23 protein-coding genes are annotated in these 24,679 nt (G+C 37.5%); 9 read left to right on the top strand and 14 right to left on the bottom strand.

Going from position 1 to position 24,679, the window contains the following annotated elements; genetic code table 11:
• The first annotated feature begins 197 nt into the window (after positions 1 to 197).
• Positions 198 to 1,379 carry an asparagine synthetase B gene (locus tag FBD94_RS11470; protein WP_205945280.1) on the top strand — a complete coding sequence of 394 codons (1,182 nt, stop codon included), beginning with the start codon at positions 198 to 200 and terminating at the stop codon, positions 1,377 to 1,379.
• Here FBD94_RS11470 and FBD94_RS11465 read toward each other — a convergent pair.
• Genes FBD94_RS11465 through lpxK form a run of 3 tightly spaced genes read right to left on the bottom strand, consistent with a single transcriptional unit; the run spans position 1,376 to position 5,251 of the window.
• Positions 1,376 to 3,403 carry a putative porin gene (locus FBD94_RS11465; protein WP_131609965.1) on the bottom strand — a complete coding sequence of 676 codons (2,028 nt, stop codon included), beginning with the start codon at positions 3,401 to 3,403 and terminating at the stop codon, positions 1,376 to 1,378. The two genes, FBD94_RS11470 and FBD94_RS11465, sit on opposite strands and share 4 nt — an antisense overlap.
• Positions 3,403 to 4,218 carry a purine-nucleoside phosphorylase gene (locus tag FBD94_RS11460; RefSeq protein WP_131609966.1) on the bottom strand — a complete coding sequence of 272 codons (816 nt, stop codon included), beginning with the start codon at positions 4,216 to 4,218 and terminating at the stop codon, positions 3,403 to 3,405. The genes FBD94_RS11465 and FBD94_RS11460 overlap by 1 nt, the downstream gene beginning before the upstream one ends.
• The gene (gene lpxK, locus FBD94_RS11455; RefSeq protein ID WP_131609967.1) at positions 4,190 to 5,251 is read right to left on the bottom strand and encodes a tetraacyldisaccharide 4'-kinase; all 1,062 of its coding nucleotides are present in this window, start codon (positions 5,249 to 5,251) and stop codon (positions 4,190 to 4,192) included. The genes FBD94_RS11460 and lpxK overlap by 29 nt, the downstream gene beginning before the upstream one ends.
• A 118-nt stretch (positions 5,252 to 5,369) precedes the next feature.
• On the opposite strand from lpxK, the gene pruA reads away from it, so the two are divergent.
• Entirely contained in the window at positions 5,370 to 6,998 is a 1,629-nt protein-coding gene (gene pruA, locus FBD94_RS11450; RefSeq protein ID WP_136880284.1) for an L-glutamate gamma-semialdehyde dehydrogenase, read from the top strand.
• Positions 6,999 to 7,115: 117 nt separating this feature from the next.
• Here pruA and FBD94_RS11445 read toward each other — a convergent pair whose 3' ends face one another.
• The 4 genes from FBD94_RS11445 to FBD94_RS11430 form a co-directional block, all read right to left on the bottom strand.
• Positions 7,116 to 7,307, bottom strand: coding sequence for a hypothetical protein (locus FBD94_RS11445; RefSeq protein ID WP_136880283.1), 192 nt, complete (start codon positions 7,305 to 7,307; stop codon positions 7,116 to 7,118).
• 158 nt (positions 7,308 to 7,465) lie between these two features.
• Complete coding sequence (locus tag FBD94_RS11440) at positions 7,466 to 8,137, bottom strand: carbonic anhydrase (RefSeq protein WP_131609971.1); 672 nt, start codon at positions 8,135 to 8,137, stop codon at positions 7,466 to 7,468.
• A 6-nt stretch (positions 8,138 to 8,143) separates the two neighbouring features.
• A complete protein-coding gene (locus FBD94_RS11435) occupies positions 8,144 to 9,748 on the bottom strand; it encodes a SulP family inorganic anion transporter (protein WP_136880282.1) in 1,605 nt (534 codons plus the stop codon).
• A gap of 77 nt (positions 9,749 to 9,825) precedes the next feature.
• The gene (locus tag FBD94_RS11430; protein WP_136880281.1) at positions 9,826 to 10,164 is read right to left on the bottom strand and encodes a hypothetical protein; all 339 of its coding nucleotides are present in this window, start codon (positions 10,162 to 10,164) and stop codon (positions 9,826 to 9,828) included.
• Between the two features lie 199 nt (positions 10,165 to 10,363).
• On the opposite strand from FBD94_RS11430, the gene FBD94_RS11425 reads away from it, so the two are divergent.
• From FBD94_RS11425 to FBD94_RS11400, 6 genes are all read left to right on the top strand, one after another.
• Positions 10,364 to 11,602, top strand: a complete 1,239-nt coding sequence (locus tag FBD94_RS11425) for a porin family protein (RefSeq protein WP_136880280.1) — start codon at positions 10,364 to 10,366, stop codon at positions 11,600 to 11,602.
• A 36-nt stretch (positions 11,603 to 11,638) separates the two neighbouring features.
• Positions 11,639 to 13,180: an acyl-CoA carboxylase subunit beta gene (locus tag FBD94_RS11420; RefSeq protein ID WP_169472282.1), complete on the top strand. Its 1,542-nt coding sequence runs from the start codon at positions 11,639 to 11,641 to the stop codon at positions 13,178 to 13,180.
• Between the two features lie 18 nt (positions 13,181 to 13,198).
• Entirely contained in the window at positions 13,199 to 13,615 is a 417-nt protein-coding gene (locus FBD94_RS11415) for a GNAT family N-acetyltransferase (RefSeq protein ID WP_136880279.1), read from the top strand.
• Between the two features lie 53 nt (positions 13,616 to 13,668).
• Positions 13,669 to 14,784: a M42 family metallopeptidase gene (locus FBD94_RS11410; protein ID WP_136880278.1), complete on the top strand. Its 1,116-nt coding sequence runs from the start codon at positions 13,669 to 13,671 to the stop codon at positions 14,782 to 14,784.
• A gap of 112 nt (positions 14,785 to 14,896) precedes the next feature.
• Positions 14,897 to 16,441 carry a helicase HerA-like domain-containing protein gene (locus tag FBD94_RS11405; protein ID WP_136880277.1) on the top strand — a complete coding sequence of 515 codons (1,545 nt, stop codon included), beginning with the start codon at positions 14,897 to 14,899 and terminating at the stop codon, positions 16,439 to 16,441.
• A 98-nt stretch (positions 16,442 to 16,539) separates the two neighbouring features.
• The gene (locus FBD94_RS11400; protein ID WP_136880276.1) at positions 16,540 to 17,439 is read left to right on the top strand and encodes a nucleotidyltransferase family protein; all 900 of its coding nucleotides are present in this window, start codon (positions 16,540 to 16,542) and stop codon (positions 17,437 to 17,439) included.
• A 74-nt stretch (positions 17,440 to 17,513) separates the two neighbouring features.
• On the opposite strand, the gene dnaK is transcribed toward FBD94_RS11400, so the two are convergent.
• Together dnaK and FBD94_RS11390 are read right to left on the bottom strand one after the other, a co-directional pair.
• Positions 17,514 to 19,430 carry a molecular chaperone DnaK gene (dnaK, locus tag FBD94_RS11395; protein ID WP_131609979.1) on the bottom strand — a complete coding sequence of 639 codons (1,917 nt, stop codon included), beginning with the start codon at positions 19,428 to 19,430 and terminating at the stop codon, positions 17,514 to 17,516.
• Between the two features lie 171 nt (positions 19,431 to 19,601).
• Positions 19,602 to 20,813: a class I SAM-dependent methyltransferase gene (locus FBD94_RS11390; RefSeq protein WP_136880275.1), complete on the bottom strand. Its 1,212-nt coding sequence runs from the start codon at positions 20,811 to 20,813 to the stop codon at positions 19,602 to 19,604.
• A 54-nt stretch (positions 20,814 to 20,867) separates the two neighbouring features.
• Here FBD94_RS11390 and FBD94_RS11385 point away from each other — a divergent pair, with 54 nt between their 5' ends.
• Positions 20,868 to 21,422 (top strand): 2'-5' RNA ligase family protein, encoded by a 555-nt coding sequence (locus FBD94_RS11385; protein WP_136880274.1) that lies wholly within the window; start codon positions 20,868 to 20,870, stop codon positions 21,420 to 21,422.
• 59 nt (positions 21,423 to 21,481) lie between these two features.
• Here the strand turns inward: FBD94_RS11385 and rplQ are convergent, their stop codons facing one another.
• From rplQ to rpsM, 5 genes are all read right to left on the bottom strand, one after another.
• Positions 21,482 to 21,994, bottom strand: a complete 513-nt coding sequence (gene rplQ / locus FBD94_RS11380) for a 50S ribosomal protein L17 (protein WP_131609982.1) — start codon at positions 21,992 to 21,994, stop codon at positions 21,482 to 21,484.
• A 92-nt stretch (positions 21,995 to 22,086) separates the two neighbouring features.
• Entirely contained in the window at positions 22,087 to 23,079 is a 993-nt protein-coding gene (locus FBD94_RS11375; protein ID WP_090777424.1) for a DNA-directed RNA polymerase subunit alpha, read from the bottom strand.
• Positions 23,080 to 23,158: 79 nt separating this feature from the next.
• Positions 23,159 to 23,767 carry a 30S ribosomal protein S4 gene (gene rpsD, locus FBD94_RS11370; protein WP_131609983.1) on the bottom strand — a complete coding sequence of 203 codons (609 nt, stop codon included), beginning with the start codon at positions 23,765 to 23,767 and terminating at the stop codon, positions 23,159 to 23,161.
• Between the two features lie 65 nt (positions 23,768 to 23,832).
• Entirely contained in the window at positions 23,833 to 24,222 is a 390-nt protein-coding gene (gene rpsK, locus FBD94_RS11365; RefSeq protein WP_048907426.1) for a 30S ribosomal protein S11, read from the bottom strand.
• A 21-nt stretch (positions 24,223 to 24,243) separates the two neighbouring features.
• Positions 24,244 to 24,621, bottom strand: a complete 378-nt coding sequence (gene rpsM / locus FBD94_RS11360) for a 30S ribosomal protein S13 (RefSeq protein ID WP_090777426.1) — start codon at positions 24,619 to 24,621, stop codon at positions 24,244 to 24,246.
• Positions 24,622 to 24,679: the final 58 nt, after the last annotated feature.

The following is a 24,679-nucleotide window of genomic DNA, read 5'->3' as shown; positions in this document are numbered from 1 at the left end:
CAGCCCTAAAAGTAACGCAACCGGTTGCACAACATGAAATATACATCTTGACTGATCCTATAATTTCCTTCTTTTTGTGTCGTTATATAATTACATTCGTACCTATGCCAGGGTTTATGATTTCGAAACGATTAAGTATATTATTTTTCTTGCTATTCTTTAGCATTGCGCTTAAAGCATCATCTATTTTAATCTATATGGATGAAGATCAAAAAAACCACCTTAAAGCTTATGGCATAGCCTACTGGGGGATCAAACAGCAAGCTGATGTAAGTTGGCTTTTAAATTATAGAGGAGGAAGCTTTTTAATCAAATACAATAAAGCTATCGAGGATGAATGTAAAACACGAGGGGTATCCTATCAAGTTTTAGCAGACGGCAAAGTTACAGCGATCCTAAACGAGATCAGCGACCCACAGGTAAACATGGAAATGGTAAAGCTTGAAAAAGCGCCAAAAATAGCGGTATACTCCCCTAAGAGTAAATTGCCATGGGATGATGCCGTAACCTTAGTGCTTACTTACGCAGAAATCCCCTACGATGTAGTATACGATGATGAGGTATTAAAAGATAAACTATCTGGCTACGACTGGCTGCACATGCACCATGAGGATTTTACAGGGCAGTATGGACGTTTCTGGAATGCTTTTAGAAATGCAACCTGGTATCGTGAGGATGTAAAGAATCAAGAGGCCGCAGCAAAGCGCAACGGCTTAAAAAAGGTTTCGGAAATGAAACTTGAAGTAGCTAAAAGAATAAAGGAATTTTGCGCTGGTGGTGGTTTCCTATTTGCCATGTGCTCTGGAACCGATAGCTTTGACATTGCTTTAAGTGCCGAAGGACTTGACATTTGTGAAAGCATGTTTGATGGTGACCCCGCAGATCCGCAAGCTCAGGCTAAGTTAAAATTCAATAGAACCTTCGCCTTTAAAGATTTTCAGCTTGATCTAAATCCTTCCAATTACGAATTTTCGGATATTGATGTCACCCAAACCCGTAGTTTAGTCCAAAGCAACGATTTCTTCACCTTATTTGACTTTTCGGCCAAATGGGACCTTGTACCGACAATGCTAACTCAAAACCACGACAAGGTAATCAAAGGCTTTATGGGACAAACCACAGCCTTTAGAAAGCGCCTGGTGAAACCTAACGTTACCGTACTGGGCGAAAACAAGGGAGCTGAAGAAGTGCGCTATTTAAATGGTGAAATTGGAAAGGGACAATTTACTTTTTATGGTGGGCACGATCCTGAAGATTATCAACATGCGGTAGGCGATCCTCCTACAGATTTAAACCTACATCCAAACTCACCGGGATACCGTTTGATATTAAACAATGTATTATTTCCTGCGGCTAAAAAGAAACCGCAGAAAACTTAATCATAAAAATTCCATTGTACGCCAAACTTGAACAATGCCCTATCTTGCATTGGATAGCGATTAACACCGTAATATCCTTTGACTGGTAAACCTTGGTTTACATAATCACACTTCAAAAACAGATTAGCCTTTCTTAAGCTCGCTTTTACCCAAACATCAACAATCGGCGTAGTAGCAAAGCTTTCATCAGATCCTACGTAAAACTGGCCAAGCGCAGGTGAATAAGAATAATTTCTATAAGGTGTATTGTATCTCACATCAAAACCTACATTGGTTTTAAGTGCTTTAAAGAAAGTTTGGTTTACATAGAAACTATTAAAAGTATAAACCTCAGGAGTACGGAGCACACCTGGATTATCTGTCTTCTGATAAACAACGTAACCATCCAAATGGAACTTGCCAAAAGTAAATTTCTTGCCAACAGCAATTTTTAACAGATTTAAACTTGTACCAAGCTGAGTTGGCGTAACAGAAAGAACCTCAGCAACGGTTGGATCTCCGTTTGTTGGTAAATTCGCTTTAAAATACATGTAATTATTAATCAGATAATAATTTGCCGTAGCATCCAGTTTCAATTTTGGATTCTCGTATTTAAAAGAAAAATTAACCGTTTTTGTTCGGTCAAAATCATTGATCCAACGGTAATGGTTACCAAAATATCGGTTATAAATCTCTGCCGGAGATTTATTTTCAAAATATGCTCCCAAAACTACTCGGCCAATTGAATTACTTAGTAAGACATTGCTTCTAGCTTCATAATGAAAGTCCCCCATATTTCGTCCTTGAAATATCTGTTCTACATCCAAATTCAAATCAATACGATTACTGAATCGGTATCCCGCCGCCCCTAGCAAAGTCATATTTTGAAAGGTGGCCTCATAATCATAAAAATTAGTACCATCCCTATATAGGGCCAATTGCGAATAGTTATAATACTCGTGTCTAATTCCTGCATCCAGTTTCAACTCGTTTTTAATGAAGGCGCTTGACTTTGCCCTCAGAAAGAAACTATATAAAAACTCATTTTGAATGCGCGTATAACTAGTCGAATCATTCGTAAATGTACTATCAGCGTATCCTTTTGGAATTACAGTACGATCGTCTGCTTCATCCTTCTGAAAAGAATAAGCATTTTTATCATACTTAAACGTGTAGGTAATTTTATTGGTTGGCAATATCTTATCCGATATTTCTTGAGCCGAGCTGTCTATCCGACCAACAAAATAAGATTGCTTTATAAAAAAAGAACCCTGACGCCATAATTGTTTAGCTGTATTTAACCTTACTTGTTCAGCAATTCTACTGATGACGCGGTTAGCTGGAATCGTAAAAACCGAATCATTAGTAATGGAACCATTTTCCATTGCTTTTAAAGTATTAAAAACGGCATTACTCCATAAGTTATAACGTTTATTAGGAGATTGATACCAGGTAAAAAATGCACCATTAAGATCATCGCCTCTTTGTCTCGGATATATCCCATTTGCGCCTATCCGGTTAAAATTAGCCCCTATGTTCCAGTTCTTTTTAATATTTTGAGAGAGAATCACTTTAAAAACCTGCTCAGCCTCCCCTCCTGAAAGATAATAGAGACTACTAAAAGGAGTTCTGGCCTGATAATATTTAACATCATCCTGGGTCATTGCGTAATAATCGAGCGAATGGAAACCTACATCAAAACCAATAGATTTTGATGGCTCAAACAACATAGGCATAGCGGCTAAGCCTAGATTTCCAATACCTACTGTCGGCGTACGCGGCTGCAACAACACGCTAAAATTTTGAAAGCCATTTAAACTTGTATCCAAAGCCATTGTTTGGATGCTGTCTTTAGACAATTTAAGGGTAGTGTACCTTATATATTTAGAAGTGAATACGACTGAATCCAATCCCCCTTCTTCTTTTTTCCTTAGAGAATCGAGTTCCTTATTATCTCTAACCGTCGTCTTTAAATCCTGCGCGCACAATCGCCCAACACCAATGGTAAACAGCAAACTAACAAATAAAACAATGCGTTTATACATTACAGTGTAGAAATTAACTGGCTTAATATTTTTGTCATCATAGGTTCTGCAGTCCTTGCAGTTTCCAATATTTCATCTAAACTAACTGGCAATAACACTTCTGGAAAGCCTTCATCTGTCAACACAGAAATTGCAAAGACAGGCACATTCATGTGTTTAGCTACAATAACTTCCGGCACGGTGCTCATCCCAACGGCATCACCACCAATTATTCTAAGATACTTATATTCTGCTTTAGTCTCCAGGTTAGGACCTGTTACAGAAACATAAACTCCCTGGTGGCAATCGATATTGTTTTCTTCTGCAATTTGCATAGCAGCATCAATCAGTTTGCGGCTATAAGGCTGGCTCATATCCGGAAACCTTGGTCCCATGTCGGCATCATTATGTCCTCTTAAAGGGTTTTCTGGCTGCAAGTTGATGTGATCATTAATGATCATCAAATCTCCCTTTTTAAAGTTTGGATTTAAAGACCCCGCAGCGTTTGAAACAAATAAACAATGTATCCCCAATGCCTTCATTGCTCTGATTGGAAAAGTAATTTGCTGCATGCTATATCCTTCATAGTAATGTAGGCGACCCTGCATGGCAATTACTTTTTTACCTCTTAAAGTTCCAAAGATTAACTTCCCAGAATGAAATTCAAGTGTAGATATGGGAAAGTTAGGTATATTAGAATACATTAAATTGTACTCGACCTCTATTTCGTTAACCAGGCCACCAAGGCCTGTCCCTAAAACAATTCCAACTTCAGGTTGAAAATTATTCGTTTTGAGTTTTATATATTCAACGGTTTCGTGTAGTGCTTGAAACATAGTCTAAAATCTTTTGATCAAATGTATTTTTATCTTCTTTTTGTAGTTCTATTTTAATCGGCAAATAAAACACAGGTAAATTTAACAGTAATTCTTTGAAACTAACATCTAATAAACGTTGTGCATCCTTTTCTGTTGTAACAATGATTTTTTCTTTCGAAGGATCGTTATTGAAAGCCTGAACAAGTTTCATCACATCTTGCATGCGAAAGTGATAATGATCAGGATAATCATGATGCTGAATCGCACCTGAATAGGTCTTTAAGTAGTTAATTAAAGGTAATGGGTTGGCGATACCAGTAAGCAAAAACACAGTTGTGTTAGAAGTTATTGATGCACAAGGCTGTGTGGCAGACGAAAACAAATGCTTTAATTCGCCATAGGTAATAAATGAAAAAGACAGCTCATTCTTGGCCTTTTCATTAAATCTTTCGACACATTTCAATCTTTCCCCTTCTGCAATTACTATAGGCCCCTTAGTAATGAGCAGTGCTTGTGCTCTTTTATAGCCCGAAAAAGGTTCGCGTAAATTCCCTGCAGGCAACAAAAACTGCGGACTTAATAATTTTTGGTATTCGAAAAGCAAAATGCTGAATCCTGGAGTTACACTCCGGTGTTGGTAGGCGTCATCTAAGATAATCAGGTCATGACTGTCTTTTAACCGATTAATCCCTGTCACTCTATCTTCACAAACGGCGACAGTAATTTGTTTAAATTTGCTATAAAATTGCATAGGTTCATCACCTATGGTTTGTGCCGTAGCGCTTTCATCTGCCAGGATAAAACCTTTAGTTTTCCGGCCATATCCTCTGCTGAGTATCGCGATCTTATGATCAGAAAGCAGGCTTACTAAATATTCGGTTACCGGGCTTTTACCAGATCCTCCTACAACCAGGTTACCCACACAAATTACAGGAATGTCAAAACGTGTTGATTTAAAAAGTCCTAGATCATATAACTTATTTCTTAATACAATGACTATTCCATAGCCAATGGAAAAAGGGAACAGTAGTAATCTTAGATATTTAATCATGTTTAGGGTTCAAAAATAAGAATTATATCAGCGCATTGTATGAAGATAATACAGAATGCAGCATTTTACCACTCTAATAAAAATAAAAACTACCTTTGTAAAAACAACTTATTATATCATGCTTAAAGGATTTTTTAACGTACCAACTCCTGTAAATGAGCCCATTTTGGGTTATGCCCCAGGAAGTAAAGAACGTGAACTTTTAATGGCAGCTATTGCCGATGCCCGTGCTAAACAGATTGAAATACCAATGCATATTGCTGGTAAGGAAGTCCATACTGACAATAAAGGCAAGGTTACTCCTCCTCACGATCACCAACATATTCTTGGACAATACAGCAAGGGCGAGAAAGCTCATGTAACACAAGCAATTGATGCTGCTCTGGCTGCTAAAGCTAACTGGGAAAACCTAGCTTGGGAACACCGTGCAGCGATCTTTTTAAAGGCAGCAGATCTAATTGCTGGTCCTTATCGTTATAAGTTAAATGCAGCGACTATGCTGGGGCAATCTAAAAATGCTTACCAGGCAGAAATTGATGCAGCTTGTGAGCTGATTGACTTCTTACGTTTCAACGTAAGTTACATGTCCGATATTTATAAACAACAACCTCCTGTATCTCCTAAAGGATCATGGAACAGAGTTGAGCAACGCCCACTAGAAGGTTTTGTATTCGCCCTAACTCCATTTAACTTTACAGCTATTGCAGGTAACTTGCCTACTTCGGCTGCCATGATGGGTAACGTAGTGGTTTGGAAACCAGCAAACACGCAGATCTATGCAGCCAATGTATTGATGCAGATCTTTAAAGAAGCAGGTTTACCCGATGGTGTAATTAACCTTGTTTACGTATCAGGTCCTGATGCAGGTGATGTGATTTTTAGTCACCCTGATTTTGCAGGTATACACTTTACAGGTTCTACTGGTGTTTTCCAAAACATCTGGAAAACCATTGGCAACAACATTCATAAATTTAAAACCTACCCACGTATCGTTGGCGAAACTGGCGGTAAAGACTTTATTTTAATTCATGGTTCTGCTGAAGCAGAATCATCTAGTACTGCAATTATCCGTGGTGCATTTGAATACCAGGGACAAAAATGTTCTGCGGCTTCACGTGTATACGTAGCTAAGAGCATCTGGCCAAAGGTTAAAGAATATATGTTACGTGATCTGGCTACCTTTAAAATGGGTGGTACAGAAGATTTCGGTAACTTCATTAATGCGGTTATCGACGAGAACTCTTTTGATAAGCTGACTAAATATATCGACGAAGCGAAAAAAGATAAAGGCGTAGAAATTATGGCCGGTGGTGGTTACGACAAATCTAAAGGTTACTTTATTGAGCCTACAGTTTTAGTTGTTGACGATCCGAAATATACGACCATGTGCGAAGAGTTGTTTGGCCCTGTTTTGACGGTTTACGTTTACGAGGACAAAGACTTTGATCAGGTATTAGAAATTATCGACACAACGTCTATCTACGCCTTGACTGGTGCTGTAATTGCTCAGGATCGTTATGCGATTGAGAAAGCATCACACGCTTTAAGAAATGCGGCAGGAAACTTCTACATCAATGACAAATGTACTGGTGCAGTTGTTGGTCAGCAGCCTTTTGGTGGTGCCAGAGGTTCTGGTACTAACGACAAAGCTGGTTCAATGATCAATCTTTTACGTTGGGTTTCTCCACGAGCGATTAAAGAGACTTTTGATATGCCAAAGGATTATCGTTATCCATTTTTAGGGTAAAAAATAACCGAAGGTTTTTTTTTGTTCAAAATAGAAAAACTCCCGGCGATGAACCGGGAGTTTTTTGTATGTCTAAACTAAAATTGTTAGTTATCAAATCTTATGGACTGGGAACAGCTACATTTGACCGGTTAATTGCAAATAATATACTACAGTTAGTATAATTCCCAAAAACACACCTATAACGGAGGCTGCATTTACTTTAGCTCCCTTTAGCCAGTCGATAACAATGAACAATATACCTAAAGGAGGTACCAACCCTATCAAAGAATAGGCAGCCATCAAATCTTTATAATTTTCCTTTTTCATCTTTATAGATTTCTGATCTGGTTTAAAACTAATTTCTTATATGCTGATCTAAGATAATAATATCCAGGACAATAACCTTACCCGAAACTAAACAAAAAAGGCTCCCGCATTGAAGCATGCTAAGAGCCTTTATTTTTAATGCTAAAATTATTTTTCTGCTATTTTTGGGCTTGCATTTTAAATACCGGAGAAATATCTTCAGGCCCAGAAGCACTTACCTGCAGGTCCTTAATCAATCCAGTTTCTAAACTATACACCCATGCATGAACAGCCAGTTCCTGACCTGATGCCCAAGCATTTTGCACAATAGATGTACTCATAACATTCGCTGCACCTTCTATTGCATTGAGTTCAACCAAACGATTCGATCTCTTTACAGGATCTTTAATTGTTTGCATCTCACGATCATGCATCCGGATAACGTCTTTGATATTCCTTAACCAATTGTCGATCAAACCAACCTGTTTATCACCCAAAGCAGCATTTACACCCCCGCAACCATAATGGCCGCACACAATGATATGTTTTACTTTTAATACATTAACCGAATAATCCAACACACTCAGTAAATTCATATCCGTATGTGTAACTACATTTGCAATGTTACGATGTACAAAGATATCACCGGGCATTGTATTCGTAATTTGATTTGCCGGCACACGACTGTCAGAACATCCAATCCAAAGAACCGGAGGAGCCTGACCAGCAGAAAGTCTGGCGAAAAATGTTGGATCTTCTTTAAGCGTTTCCGCTACCCAATCCTTATTTCCCTGTAATAGACCTTCGTATGTTATTTTGTCTGTATCTTGTTTTTCTAATTTAGCACACATAATATTTTAATTATTAATTTCTTCAATGACTTTATTATTCAATTTTGGTACGGTATACTGCTCCTTTACGTTTTCAAGCATGACAATGACACCCTTTGTATAAGCGTTGTGCTTATAATTAAAAATGGTCTCCAACACATCCGGATCAATATACCGGGAGTTGGTTCCATCAATAATCACATTTGTTTCTTTTGGAATGTTATTTAAAACGACCTGAATAGCAGCTTTGTTTAAGAAAGATACTTCTTCTGCCAGTTTAATTCTGATGTTCTTTTTATTTCCTTCTTCCTGAATTTTGTAGAAGTATGGATTACGCATATTGGTACGTAGCAAGTAAAATACAGAGAATAGCATACCTATGGCTACGCCTTTTAAAAGGTCAGTAAGCAGTACGGCTACGATTGTGATCACAAATGGAACGAACTGGTCCCAACCTTTGTGGAACATGTGCTTAAATAATGCCACTCGTGTAAGTTTATAACCTGTTACCAATAGTATAGCAGCTAAACATGCCAAAGGTATCATATTTATCAAACCTGGAATAAAAAGTAACGATAAAAGCAACCATAATCCATGAAAAATTGCTGACATCTTGGTTCGTCCACCTGCATTTACATTTGCCGAACTACGTACAATAACTGATGTTAAAGGTAAACCACCCAACAAACCACTAGCCATATTACCCGCACCTTGAGCCATTAACTCTCTATTGGTTGGCGACACTCTTTTAATAGGATCAATTTTGTCAACAGCCTCAATACTTAACAAAGTTTCTAAACTCGCTACTACAGCAATGGTGGCAGCTACTACCCAAACTTTTCCATTCATAATTTGCGAAAAATCCGGTGCTATAAACAAATTCTTAAACTCCGACCAGCCACTTACTACTGGTATTTCTACCATTTGTTTTGCCTGTAGGGCATATCCTGTACCTTGAAAAACCAAGCTTAAGCTAACACCTAAAATTACAACTACCAATGGAGCAGGAATTGCACTAAGTTTTTTAAACTTAGGCCAGTAAATAAGCACTAAGATAGACAATCCACTAATCACTACGGCCGCCAAGGTAAAATGATTTAAGGCATTTCCTACAGCGGAAAAGGTATTCTCATTATCGCCTTGGAAAAAACTTTCATCTCCAAAAAAATTTGAATCAACTCCTAACGCATGAGGTAATTGCTTAAGAATCAAGGTTAGTCCAATTGCAGCTAACATCCCTTCAATTACGCTTGACGGAAAATAGTTGCCTATAGTACCACCTTTTAATAAACCAAGCACAAGTTGCATTGCACCGGCAAGAACCACAGCAAGTAAAAAGGTTTGATAACCTCCTAACGTACCTATAGCACCCAAAACAATAGCGGTTAATCCCGCCGCCGGACCACTTACACTTAACTGCGAGCCACTAAGACTCGCCACAATTATTCCCCCAACTATACCTGTAATAAGACCCGCAAATAACGGAGCACCTGAGGCTAGTGCTATTCCTAAACATAAAGGCAATGCTACCAGAAATACTACGATACTGGATGGCAAATCACGCTTTAAATTCTTTTTTAATATATACTTCTTCACTTCCAATCTTGAAAAGACTGAGTTTCCACTTTGCATAAAAATAATTCTAATGTTGTGACTAATTTTTTAAAAAATGCATAGCTATCCCTACGAGGGAGTTATGCAGCAAAAAATCAGCACCTGTTAGGAGGCGGCGTTGGTACCGAAGGGTGGAATGGATCGACGTATCGTTTAAAATGATTAATAAAACTGTTGTTTATACCATAATGACTAAGTACAGCCGAAAAGCTATAGTCGTAGTGCATATCGATTTTAAAATCACAAAGTTTTACTTTTGATTTGCCGCTTTCGCCATCTCCGCTATGCTCTACTTCTATTTGCATAATCACAGCGTTCATAATCTCTTTGTCAATATGATTAAAAAACACAGGCGCACCAGATATCATCATCTTCGCTGAGAAGATGCCAAGAAAGGCGATGATAATAAATAAACGATATTTCCTTAGGAACATTTATCTCTGGTTTTAGTATTAGCTACCTTCAAAAATAACTCCAAAATAGGTTAACTAGCAAATCAAGATGTAATAAAAATGTAATTTAGTTGTGATAAAACAATAGTTTACTTGTATAAAATTGAAAATCAACTCATCAATTTATAGAAAAATGAAGCATTAAGCGTAATTTAGGCCGCTTATATACCTTCATCTGTTTATGAAACAATTATTATTCAGTTTATTGCTTTTATGCCCGTTTTTTGCATTTTCACAGAGCAATAACTCCCCTTCTAGCTACGATCCACACGAAATTGCCATTACAGGTTACCTTCAAACGCAATATCAACGTGCACAATCACCAGGGATATCATCGTTTTCTGGTGGAAATTTTGAAAAAAACTCACAGGATCGTTTCATGATCCGTAGAGGTAGACTAAAAATTGACCGTTCTGACAAATATTCAAGTATTGTTTTTCAAATTGATGCCACACAAAATGGTGTTGCATTAATGGATGCTTTTATACAACTGCATAGACCTGATTCAAAAAACTTATTGTTTACTGCTGGATTGTTCAACCGCCCTTTTGGATACTCTATTGTATATTCATCAGGATATCGCGATTTTCCGGAAAGAGCTAGAGTATTCCAAACCTTAATGCCCCGCGAAAGAGATATTGGTGCTATGGTTACCTTTAGACCAGACCATAAAATGTTCCATTTCTTAACTGCCGAATTGGCCGTAATTAACGGAAGTGGATACTCAGCAAGAGATTATGACACTAAAAAAGATATTGTTGGGAACCTCGGCTTTAAGTTTGACAGTCTCGCCAACAAAAAACTACATATAGGTTTTGGCGGTTCCTTTTATAAAGGCTCGGTACGTAATGACACAGAAACCTATTATACAAGTACAAGCAATGGCTTTGTTAAAAACACAAGCCCAAATAATGTAGGATCGAATGCAAAACGTAATTATTATGGTGGAAACTTGCAAATGCAGTATGACAATACTTTCGGAGCTACATCATTTAAAGCAGAATATGTTGCAGGTACACAACCTGGTGTAGCCAGCACATCGAGCATTACAGGTCCGATTGCCAGCCAGAGTTTTGCGGCACAACCAGCTACCGATCTATATCTGCGCCCATTTTCAGGATATTACCTGTGGCTTTCTCAACGGATAGCAAAAAGTAGGTTCACTGCATTATTAGCTTATGATGTTTACGATCCTAATACTGATGTTAAGGAAAGTGAGATTGGTGCGCCCAACAGCTTCACTACCGCTGGAGATATTAAATTTAGTACTTTAGGCTATGGCATGACTTGCCAGATTGGCCCAAGAATAAAATTAACCGCTTATAACGAGCATGTTGTAAACAACACTACTGAATTACCTGAATATGTAAATGATCTTAAGGATGATGTATTTACGATGAGGTTGCAATATCGTTGGTAATAGATATATTTATAATATTTGATAAAATCATTTTTAATGAAGGATAAGATAGAGTTACTCGAAGATAAAATTCAACAAGCTCTGGCTGGTGGTGGTGCAGCCCGAATTGAAAGTCAACATAAAAAAGGCAAACTTACAGCAAGGGAAAGAATCCATTTTTTAATGGACGAAAACTCTTTTGAAGAAATCGGAATGATGGTTACGCATCGCAGTACCGATTTTGGGATGGAACGCGAAAAATATTTAGGTGATGGTGTAGTAACCGGATATGGCAATATTAATGGCCGCTTGGTATACGTATTCTCTCAGGATTTCACTGTCTTTGGTGGCTCATTATCAGAAACTCATGCCGAAAAGATTTGCAAAATCATGGACATGGCCATGAAGAACGGTGCTCCAGTTATTGGCTTGAATGATAGCGGTGGTGCCCGCATACAAGAAGGCGTGGTTTCATTGGGCGGCTATGCGGATATTTTTTACAGAAATGTTCAGGCATCAGGGGTTATCCCTCAATTATCGGCTATCATGGGCCCTTGTGCTGGTGGAGCGGTATACTCTCCTGCCATTACAGATTTCATATTAATGGTTGAAAACACTTCTTATATGTTTGTTACAGGCCCAAATGTGGTTAAAACAGTAACACACGAGGAAGTGAGTTCAGAAGAACTTGGTGGTGCTTCTACACATGCTACCAAATCTGGTGTAACTCATTTTGCCTGTAGCAATGAGCTTGATGCCATCAATCATGTAAAAAAATTGCTGAGCTATATGCCGCAAAATTGTGAGGAAGTACCAGCTCAATTGCCTTACGAAATGGCCAATGAGAATAGGCCGGCATTAAATGACATTATGCCTCAAAATGCAAATCAACCTTATGATGTGCGGAGTATTATTGAGGCGACTACAGATAGCGAGAGCTTTTTAGAAGTACATAAGGATTATGCGGAAAATATTGTTGTCGGCTTTGCCCGTCTTGCAGGTAGGAGCATTGGTATTGTAGCCAATCAGCCAGCTTACCTTGCTGGGGTTTTAGACAATCATGCCTCAACTAAAGCAGCAAGGTTTGTCCGTTTTTGTGATTGTTTCAACATCCCCCTACTCGTTTTTGAAGATGTTCCAGGATTTTTACCAGGAACAGATCAGGAATGGAATGGGATCATTACTAATGGGGCTAAATTACTTTATGCTTTTAGTGAAGCTACGGTACCACGCATTACAGTAATCACCAGAAAAGCTTACGGTGGAGCCTACGATGTAATGAACTCCAAACATATTGGTGCCGATTTAAATTATGCATGGCCTACTGCAGAAATTGCTGTTATGGGTGCTAAAGGTGCGGCTGAAATCATCTTCAAAAAAGAAATTACTACTGCAGAAAAACCAGAAGAAAAATGGTTAGAGAAGGAAAAGCTTTATTCTGAAACTTTTGCTAACCCTTATCGTGCTGCTGAACGCGGTTTTGTAGATGAGGTGATAGAACCTTCGCAAACCAGAAATAAGCTCATTAAGGCTTTTAAAATGCTGGAAAACAAAGTTGTAAATACACCCCGTAAAAAACACGGAAATATACCTCTATAAAAATTAAAGCCTAACAATTTGGAAACTCAAATTGAGCAGATCAGATTTGATTTAACATGGCCCATCAGACATGAGGCGATGTATCCTCATTTACCTTTTGATGCAATTAAACTAGCTGATGATCCTAATGGTTTACATTTCGGACTATATACAAACCATCAGCTTATCGCTGTAGTTTCCCTATTTAACGTAGGGGATATTTTCCAATTCAGAAAGTTTGCGACTAAAACTACTGGACAAGGTAAAGGTTATGGGACAATATTGCTAAACCATGTGATCAATTATGTAAATGAAATGGGCGGACAAAAACTATGGTGTAACGCCCGGGTTTCTGTCGCAGGGTTTTACAACAAGTTTGGTATGATACAGACTGATCAACCCCATATCAGTAAGGGCATCGAATTTGTCACCATGGAGTTACAACTAAACAATTAACCGGCGACTTATCCCCGGTTTTATATATTTGCTTACAATAAAAAAACAGAATAATGGCTAAAAAGAAAGACGACAAGCAGAATCATGTTACTGTGGTTAATAAAAAATCACTGCAGTTTTTTGAAAAATATATCAACAACCCTTCTCCAACCGGCTTTGAATATCCAGGTCAGAAATTATGGCTTGATTATCTAAAACCATATATCGATGAAAGTTTTATTGACAATTATGGCACCGCTGTAGGTGTAATTAATCCTAAAGCCGAATTTAGAGTAGTAATTGAAGCTCATGCTGATGAAATCTCCTGGTTTGTGAATTACATTACCGAGGATGGATTAATTTACGTGATCCGTAACGGAGGCTCAGATCATCAGATTGCACCTTCTAAAAGGGTTAATATCCATACTGACAAAGGTATGGTAAAGGCTGTATTTGGATGGCCAGCGATACACACCCGTCATGGCGGTGAAAAAGAAGAAGCTCCTGCCCTTAAAAATATATTTCTGGATTGCGGATGTACTTCCAAAGATGAAGTGGAAAAACTCGGAGTTCATGTAGGCTGTGTAATTACCTACGAAGATGAATTTATGATTTTAAACGATCGCTATTATGTTGGTAGAGCACTTGATAACAGAGCGGGTGGCTTTATGATTGCCGAGGTAGCACGTTTACTTCAGGAGAATAAAAAGAAACTTCCATTCGGATTGTATATTGTAAACTCGGTACAAGAAGAAATTGGTTTACGTGGCGCTGAAATGATTGCACACAGAATTAAACCTCATGTTGCGATCATTACCGATGTAACACATGATACGACCACACCAATGATCAATAAAAAAACTCAGGGTGATTTGGCTTGCGGTAAAGGACCAGTGGTTTCTTATGCCCCAGCAGTACAAACCAACCTAAATAAATTGTTGATTGAAACTGCCGAAAAGAATAATATTCCTTTCCAACGCCAGGCATCTTCACGTTCAACAGGTACCGACACTGATGCTTTTGCATATTCTAATGGAGGCGTTCCATCTGCACTGATTTCATTGCCACTACGTTATATGCATACCACAGTCGAAATGATCCACAAGGAAGATGTAGACAACGTAATCAGCTTGATCTATCATGCTTTATTAAGCATCGAAAAAGATCACGATTTCAGATACGGTAAATAATATTAGCTAATAAAAAAAGGAGGGGTGTTTGATTTTTTTCAGACACCCCTCCTTTTTTTAATTCCATGGGTTTTGTTACTTTTATAACATCATCGTTAAAAATCAATTACTTATGAGCGATCAATCAGCAAAATTCACAGAAAAAATTAAAGCTTCGTATAAACCATCCGGTTCATATATTTATTTAGGTGCTGGTATATTAAATGGTGAGGTACTGTCTGACGCTGAAGTAAACTTATCCTTACATATGATGAACAGGCACGGATTGGTTGCCGGAGCGACTGGTACAGGAAAAACCAGAACATTACAACTGCTTGCCGAACAACTATCGGATGCCGGAGTACCCGTTTTTATGTTAGATGTAAAAGGTGATTTATCCGGATTAAACCAACCGGGAGTTAGTAACCCTAAAATTGAGGAAAGATCCCAACAGCTAAATAAACCATTTAATCCATCGGGCTTTCCACTGGAACTTTATTCATTATCAGGTAAGCTTGGTGCACAAATGCGAGCAACCGTTTTGGAGTTTGGCCCCACCCTGTTAGCCAAAATCCTTGATTTAAATGACACTCAATCCGGCGTATTAGCAGTTATATTCAAATATGCGGATGACAATAAAATGCCCATTATAGACCTGAATGATCTTAAAAAATTAGTTAACTACCTGGCCGAAGATGAAGGCGCTGAAGAGATTAAAAGCACTTATGGCAAAATATCAACTGCTACCTCAGGTACCATTTTAAGAAAAATAGTAACCATAGAGCAACAAGGCCTAAGCGCTATGTTTGGGGAACGTTCTTTTGATATTGAAGATCTTTTTGAAAAAGTAGATGGTAAAGGAACAATTAGCTTGCTAAATATTTCTGATGTTCAGACCCAACCAGTTTTATACTCTACATACCTGTTAAGCTTACTGGCCGAAATATTTTACAGTATGCCGGAGGCTGGCGACTTGGACAAACCTAAACTGGTTTTCTTTTTTGATGAAGCCCATTTACTATTCAACAACTCCTCTAAAGCCTTTTTAGAACAAATCGAAACCATCATCAGGCTAATCAGATCCAAGGGCATAGGCGTCTTCTTTTGTACTCAGGCGCCTACAGACGTACCCGAAAGTGTATTGTCACAATTAGGAAATCGTATACAGCATGCTTTAAGGGTATTTACGCCCAATGATGCCGATGCTTTAAAGAAGACAGTCAATACTTATCCCCGCTCGGATTTTTACAAGATTGATGAAATATTAACATCACTGGGAACTGGCCAGGCATTAATTACCGTATTAAACGAGAAAGGTATACCAACAGAGGTAGCAGCAACCATGCTTACTCCTCCCAGAGCCATTATGGGTCCACTAGCACTTGCAGACTACAATTCTTTGGTTCAAGCCAGTCCTATGACTACAAAATACGCAGAAGCTGTCGATCCTGAAAGCGCTTATGAAATACTAACCAAACGTGTTAATGATAAATTAGGAGAACAGGGTGAGGAGGGGGAAGCACCTGCACCTGCAAAAGGAGAAAAGAGTATCATTGAGCAAGTCATGGGCGCGACAATAACCAGGCAAATAGGAAAAGAAATTGTCCGGGGAATATTTGGTATGCTTACTGGTAAAAACCCGCGCAGTAGTGGAGGGAAGGGGATATTTGGATTTTAACTTAAAAAACTATTCTTAGATGAATCAAAAAATGTATTTTAGCCCTTTAAAATTTTAACGTTTACATTGATTATTAACCAATTCATTATTTTAATTGAATGAAACCTACCCTACTAATATTAGCCGCCGGTATGGCGAGCCGTTATGGCAGCATGAAACAAATTGATGGCTTCGGTCCAAACGACGAAACCATTATCGACTATTCAATATACGATGCAATAAAGGCAGGTTTTGGCAAAGTAGTCTTTATCATCAAGGAAGAATTTGTAGATAACTTTAAAGCTATTTTTGAGCCAAAACTAAGTGGTAAAATTGAGACGGACTACGTATTCCAAAACTTTGATTTAAAACAGTTTGGAATTGAAGAAGAAATCTATCGCGAAAAACCATGGGGAACAGCTCATGCCATCCTTGCTGCCAGAAATGCCATTAAAGAACCCTTTTGTGTAATCAATGCCGATGATTATTATGGCTTTGATGCCTTCAGTAAAATGGTAGACTTTTTAAACAATGAGGCTACAGATAGTAATTACTCTATCGTTGGCTACCAAATTGGAAAAACGCTATCTGATTTTGGATCAGTTTCCCGCGGAGTTTGTAAAACTAGTGATGCAGGTTACCTGGAAGAAATTACTGAGCGCACACAGGTTTATAAAAAAGGAGATGCTATCGTTTATGAAGAAAATGGTGTAGAGTATCCTTTAGAATATAATACACCTGTTTCTATGAACTTCTGGGGATTTACACCAGCTGTATTTAAACTAACTGAAGACTTGTTTAAAGTATTTGCTTTAGCGAACAAAGATAAGCCTAAAGCGGAGTTCTTTATTCCTTTAATTGGCGAGAATCTTGTTAAAAATAATGCTGCAAGCTTTAAAGTTATCCCAACAGATAGCCAGTGGTTTGGTGTAACTTATAAAGAAGATAAACCATTTGTACAAAGCTGCATTGATGAGCTAGTTAAAAATGGCACCTATCCTGAAAACCTTTGGAATTAATCTTCATTTAATTATAAAAAGGAAAGGCCCTTGATCATTGATCAAGGGCCTTTCCTTTTTATAGAAATCAACGATTACTTTTTGTCGTCTTTAACTTCTTCGAAGTCAACATCAGTAACGTTATCGCCATTATCAGCAGCATGTCCGCTAGCCTGACCTTCTGCACCAGCTTCTGGCTGTGCACCGTCCTGACCACCTTTATACATCTCTTCTGAAGCAGCATTCCATGCATTCTGCAATTCTTCCTGAGCTGCATCAATATCAGCAAAGTTTCTTGCTGCATGCGCATCTTTAAGTTTTTTCAAACCTTCTTCAATAGGCGCTTTTTTATCAGCAGAAAGTTTGTCACCAAACTCTTTTAATTGTTTCTCGGTTGTGAAAATTAAAGCATCAGCACCATTGATTTTCTCAGCTTCTTCTTTAGCAGATTTATCAGCATCAGCATTTTGCTCGGCTTCTTCTTTCATCCTTTTGATCTCTTCATCAGTTAAACCTGAAGAAGCTTCGATACGGATTTTTTGCTCTTTACCAGTAGCTTTATCTTTAGCACTTACGTGTAAGATACCATTTGCATCAATATCAAATGCCACTTCTACCTGAGGAACTCCACGTGGAGCTGGTGGAATACCATCTAAAATGAAACGACCAATTGTACGGTTATGAGCAGCCATTGGACGCTCTCCCTGTAAAATATGGATCTCTACAGAAGGCTGGTTATCAGCAGCAGTAGAAAAAGTTTCTGCTTTTTTAGAAGGAATAGTAGTGTTAGCTTCAATTAACTTAGTCATTACACCACCCATAGTTTCAATACCTAAAGAAAGTGGAGTAACATCTAATAACAATACATCCTTAACTTCTCCAGTTAATACACCACCTTGAATTGCAGCACCAATAGCTACAACCTCATCAGGGTTTACACCTTTAGATGGTTCTTTACCAAAGAAAGCTTTTACGGCTTCCTGGATAGCAGGAATACGTGTAGAACCACCAACTAAAATGATCTCATCAATATCACTTGTTTTTAAACCAGCATTTTTCAAAGCAGATTTACAAGGATCAATTGTACGTTTGATCAAATCACTAGCCAATTGCTCAAATTTAGCACGGCTTAATGATCTAACAAGGTGTTTAGGTCCTGTTGCATCAGCAGTGATATAAGGAAGATTGATCTCAGTTGAAGTAGTGCTTGAAAGCTCAATTTTAGCTTTTTCAGCAGCTTCTTTTAAACGTTGTAATGCCATTGGATCTTGGTGAAGATCCATACCATTTTCATTTTTAAACTCATCAGCTAACCAATCGATAATGATATGATCAAAATCATCACCACCTAAGTGAGTATCACCATCAGTAGATTTAACTTCAAATACACCATCACCTAATTCAAGTACAGAAACGTCATGAGTACCACCACCGCAGTCAAACACAACGATTTTCATGTCCTTATGAGCTTTATCTAAACCGTAAGCTAAAGCAGCTGCAGTTGGCTCATTGATGATACGTTTTACAGTTAAACCTGCAATTTCACCAGCTTCTTTTGTTGCTTGACGCTGAGCATCATTAAAGTAAGCCGGAACCGTAATAACGGCTTCAGTTACCTCATGACCCAAGAAATCTTCTGCAGTCTTTTTCATTTTCTGCAAAATCATTGCAGAAAGCTCCTGAGGAGTATATTTACGGTCGTCAATTTCTACACGTGGTGTATTGTTGTCGCCCTTTACTACTTTATATGGCACGCGCGCTGCTTCTTTACTAACCTCAGCAAAGCTGCTACCCATAAAGCGCTTAATTGAATAAATTGTTTTTGTTGGGTTAGTTATGGCCTGACGTTTAGCCGGCTCACCAACTTTACGCTCACCATTCTCTGCAAATGCAACAATGGATGGCGTAGTACGTTTACCCTCACTGTTGGCTATAACTACAGGTTCGTTACCTTCCATTACGGCTACGCAAGAGTTTGTTGTTCCTAAGTCTATACCAATAATTTTTGACATGTTATTTATCTCTGTTTATGTTATGAAATCTTTTATTATTTATATCTGTTTAACAAGCAATGTGCCAATTGAGTTTTGGCAGAAAATCATCCTTACAATGAATAATTAACGAATTTTATGTCCGAAAGCGATTACAAAAATGTGACAGTATGACAGAAATGCACATAAAGACTATTTATCTAGTGCAAATAATCTTTCCAAATGATGGTATCCAATTCCAAAATAGGCCTTAGTTTCTTTTATCTTTTCAAGAATCTCTGCTTTTCTAGACTCCGACACACCATCAGCTACCTTAGTGCCTTTAGATTTAATGCCAACTACAAGTACATTCTTAGGGGTATGCGCGTCCGAAATGAATTCAAATACTTTTGTTTTATAACCAAAGTATTCAAGTACCAATGCCCTAAGTCCATCAGTTACCATCTCAGCTTGTCGCTCCATGAAAATGCCATATTTAGTTAAAAAAGAAACACCATTTTTAACTTTACTCTTTTCCATTTCCCTTCTGATCTGTTTATGGCAGCAGGGCGCCACTACAATTAGTCCGGCATTTGCCTTTATCCCCTTAAAAATAGCATCATCAGTTGCCGTATCGCAAGCATGTAGTGCAATCAACAGGTCTATTTCATCTAACGCATATGCTTCAATTGTTCCCTGAACAAAATCAAGTTGTTTAAATTCAGAACTAGCTGCAATACCATTACATAAATTCACCAGATCCTCTCTGATTTCTACTCCTGTAACCTGAGTATTTAGTTTTAATACATTATGCAAGTAATCATACAAAGCAAACGTAAGATACCCTTTACCGGATCCCATATCTACCACCTTGTTAATCTCACCAGCAGGTAGATCTTTAATCAGTGTACTTAGTATCTCAATATATTGGTTGATTTGACGATATTTGTCTTGCGCATTTTTAAATACATTGCCTTCTTGATCAGTGATCTTCAATTCTTGTAAATAAGCCTTTCCAGCTGGCTTAATCAATCTATTCTTTTCCTTATTATGGGCAAGCGTAGGTTGCACAGCTGTACTTACCAATTTCTCCCTTAAAGAGATTTGTTGCTTCTTCCCATGCTCCAATATAACTTCCTTTTCCGTAGTAAACAGCGTGCATACTTTAAAGTCATTACTTACAAAATGAGAGATGAGTGTAATCCCCTCAGTAATTGGAAAATTCTTAAAGATGTCTCTCGTTTTATAACGATAATTAAACGAAAGCATATCTGCTCTCTTAATCTTCACCTTACGCACATAAATATTTTTTAGTTCCTTTTCATTCCCCTGGTAATTACCAAGTGAAGCTTTTAAAAATACATTGGAAGAAATACTATCTGCTAACTGCGACTGAAATTGTTGTAAATGGAGTTGATTGGACATGAATTTGAATTACTTCACAAAGATAACCTTTTGAAATTATAGTAAATTGGCTTTATGAAACACAATTATTTAATTGCCATTTTACCTCCTCCAGAATTAAGTTGGCAAATTGATCAAATTCGAAAAGCATGTTCAGAAAAATACAAAATCTATAAAGCACTACGACCACCAGTTCACATTACTCTCCTATTCCTACAAAACTTAGATGATGTTTTTGAGTCACAGTTGATCAACAGCCTCGAGGCCGCCAGGAATTTCGAACCATTTACCCAGAAATTAGAAAACTATGATGCATTCGTTGGCAATGAGGTCGTATTTATAAAAGCCTTGGTTAATTCAGAAATCACTAAACTATTCAGAAATATTAAAAAAATCCTTGGGGATCTAGCAAAAGAACCGCGAAGCCAGATTAGCCCACATATCACTATTGCCTACAGAGATCTGAAAGATCAGTTTTCTCAAATCTATGCGGAATACAAAAATAAAAGCTTTGAGGCAAACTTTTCGGTAGACCATTTTACATTACTAAAACACGATCGCTCCCACTGGAATATTCTTAGAAATTACAAGAGTAAACCGGGAGATCAACAGTTGGAATTCAATTTATAAACAAAAAGCCCTATCCGACTAACGGACAGGGCTTTCTTGTATTTTGAATCAGGGAATAATTATTCGCCTTTATCTTCTGATTTTTCTTCAGTTGCTGGAGCTTCTTCAACTGCAACTTCTGCTTTAGCAGCAGGAGCATCAGTAGCTTTAGCTTTGCTTCTACCACGACGAGTAGTTTTCTTTTCAGCAGCTTCTGTTTCTTTACCATAAACCTCATTGTAATCAACCAATTCGATTAATGCCATTTCAGCATTATCACCTAAACGATTGTTTAACTTAATGATTCTGGTATAACCACCCGGACGGTTAGCAACTTTCGCTGCGATATCACGGAACAATTCAGTAACAGTTTCTTTATCTTGTAAATAACTAAATACAATACGACGTGAATGTGTAGTATCAGTTTTAGATTTTGTAATAATAGGCTCAACATACATACGTAAAGCTTTTGCTTTAGCTAAAGTAGTTGAAATCCTTTTATGTTTAATTAACGATGAAGCCATGTTAGCCAACATCGCTTTACGATGTGAATCTGTTCTTCCTAAGTGGTTGTTTTTCTTACCGTGTCTCATTTTTTGATTTATTCAGTATATACCGTCTCTATGAATTGAATCCGAGGGAATTATATACTATTAACTATATTGTTATTTATATTCTGTACTTATTATTCTTCGTCTAATTTAAATTTTGACAAGTTCATGCCAAAAGATAAACTTTTAGATTTAACAAGTTCCTGTATCTCTGTTAAAGATTTTTTACCGAAGTTTCTGAATTTTAACATATCAGCAACATCATAAGAAACCAGATCAGCTAAAGTGCGTATATCAGCTGCTTTTAAGCAGTTCAATGCACGAACTGAAAGATCTAAATCCACTAATTCAGTTTTTAAGATCTTACGCATATGCAAGATTTCCTCATCAACTTCTTTAGTTTCTTCTTTAGCTTGAGATTCTAATACTAAATTCTCATCAGAGAACAACATAAAGTGCTGGATTAAAATCTTCGCAGCTTCTTTAAGTGCTTCTTCAGGATGGATTGAACCATCTGTCGAAATATCTAATATTAATTTTTCATAATCTGTTTTTTGCTCAACACGATAGTTTTCAATCGTGTATTTTACATTTTTCATTGGAGTGAAGATCGAATCGATTGCGATCACACCAACTACAGCATCATTGATTTTATTTTCCTCAGCAGGCACATAACCACGTCCTTTATTAATGGTTAATTCCACCTCTAAAGTAACAGATTTCTCCATGTTACAAATAACGAAATCAGGGTTAAGCACCTCGAAGTTGTTTGAGAATTTAGTAATGTCCCCAGCTAAAAACTGATCTTGTCCATTAATTAAAATAAAAACTTTCTCTGAATCGCCAGCATCTCCTGATTTTTTAAAACGTACTTGTTTTAAATTAAGAATAATTTCTGTTAAATCTTCTACAACACCTTTCATTGTAGAGAACTCATGAGATACGCCTGAAAAACGAATACTTGTAATGGCATAACCTTCTAAAGAAGAAAGCAATATTCTTCTTAAGGCATTACCAATTGTTACACCGAAACCGGGCTCTAAAGGGCGGAACTCAAATGTACCATCGAAATCAGTTGATTTCTGCATGATTACTTTATCGGGTTTCTGAAATGCTAAAATTGCCATTTATAATGTTTTTAGATCGTTATTAAATTTATGTAACGTAAAAAAGTTAATTGCCGATAAAGGCAATTAACTAAATATATTACTTAGAGTATAACTCTACTATAAGGTTTTCTTTGATATTTTCTGGTATCTCGTCGCGATTAGGATAAGTTAAGAACTTTCCTGTTAATTCACTTGCGTTCCAGTCTAACCAATTGAATTTATTGATTACTCTACCAGCTACTGAATTAGTAATAGCTTCTAAAGTTTTAGACTTTTCGCGCACAGCGATAACATCACCAGATTTCAATTGATATGATGGTATATTTACTACCTCACCGTTAACTGTCACGTGTTTATGGCTAACTAACTGACGAGCAGCTGAACGTGTTGTAGCAATACCTAATCTGTAAACTGTGTTATCTAAACGAGCTTCTAATAATTGTAATAAGTTATCACCTGTAATACCTCCGCGTGCTGACGCTTTAGTAAATAAGTTACGGAATTGACGCTCTAATACACCATAAGTATATTTCACTTTTTGCTTTTCCATTAACTGTACGGCGTACTCAGACTGCTTACCTCTTCTTTTTGAAGCACCATGTTGCCCAGGAGGGTAGTTTTTTCTGTCTAGTACTTTATCAGGACCAAAAATTGGTTCTCTGAATTTACGGGCGATTTTGGACTTTGGTCCTGTATATCTTGCCATTGCTTTTTGTTTTAAAGTATCATGCAACCTTACGCTGCAGACTCTTAGCTTTAAAAATTAATAAATTAAACTCTTCTCTTCTTAGGAGGACGACATCCATTGTGTGGAAGCGGTGTAATATCTTTGATCGAGGTTACTTCGATACCTGAAACTTGCAATGTTCTAATTGCAGATTCACGACCAGAACCAGGACCTTTAACAAAAACCTCTACTTTACGTAGACCTAAGTCAAATGCTACTTTACCGCAATCAGATGCAGCTTGACCTGCCGCATATGGAGTGTTCTTTTTAGAACCCTTGAATCCCATTTTACCTGCAGAAGACCATGAAATAGTTTGACCATTGTTATTTGTTAAGGTAACAATGATATTGTTAAACGTAGCATTGATGTGTGCCTGTCCAACAGGCTCAATAACAACAATACGCTTTTTGGTAACTTTTTTACTCTTAGCCATAATTATTATTCAGTACTAATTTTATTTAGTAGCTTTTTTCTTGTTTGCAACTGTTTTTCTCTTGCCTTTACGTGTACGAGAGTTGTTCTTAGTACGTTGACCACGTACAGGCAAACCTTTTCTGTGACGTAAACCACGGTAACATCCGATATCCATTAAACGTTTAATGTTCAATTGAACCTCTGAACGCAAAGCACCTTCTACTTTAATGCTGTCGTTAATGATGGTACGGATTGCTGATAACTCATCATCAGACCAATCTTGTACTTTCTTGTTTAAATCGATACCTGCTTCCGTCAATATACGTTGTGCAGTTGATCTACCTACTCCGAAGATATAGGTTAATCCAATCTCGCCTCTTTTGTTTCTTGGTAAATCAATACCTGATATCCTTGCCATATTTTATACTAATGTTTGATTATCTGAATGCAGTACAGATTGAGTAACCTGTACATCC

It is taken from the genome of Pedobacter hiemivivus (assembly GCF_005144565.1).
Lineage (GTDB): Bacteria > Bacteroidota > Bacteroidia > Sphingobacteriales > Sphingobacteriaceae > Pedobacter > Pedobacter hiemivivus.
Note: the sequence above shows the minus strand (reverse complement) of the source record. Positions and strands in the feature narration are given on the sequence as shown.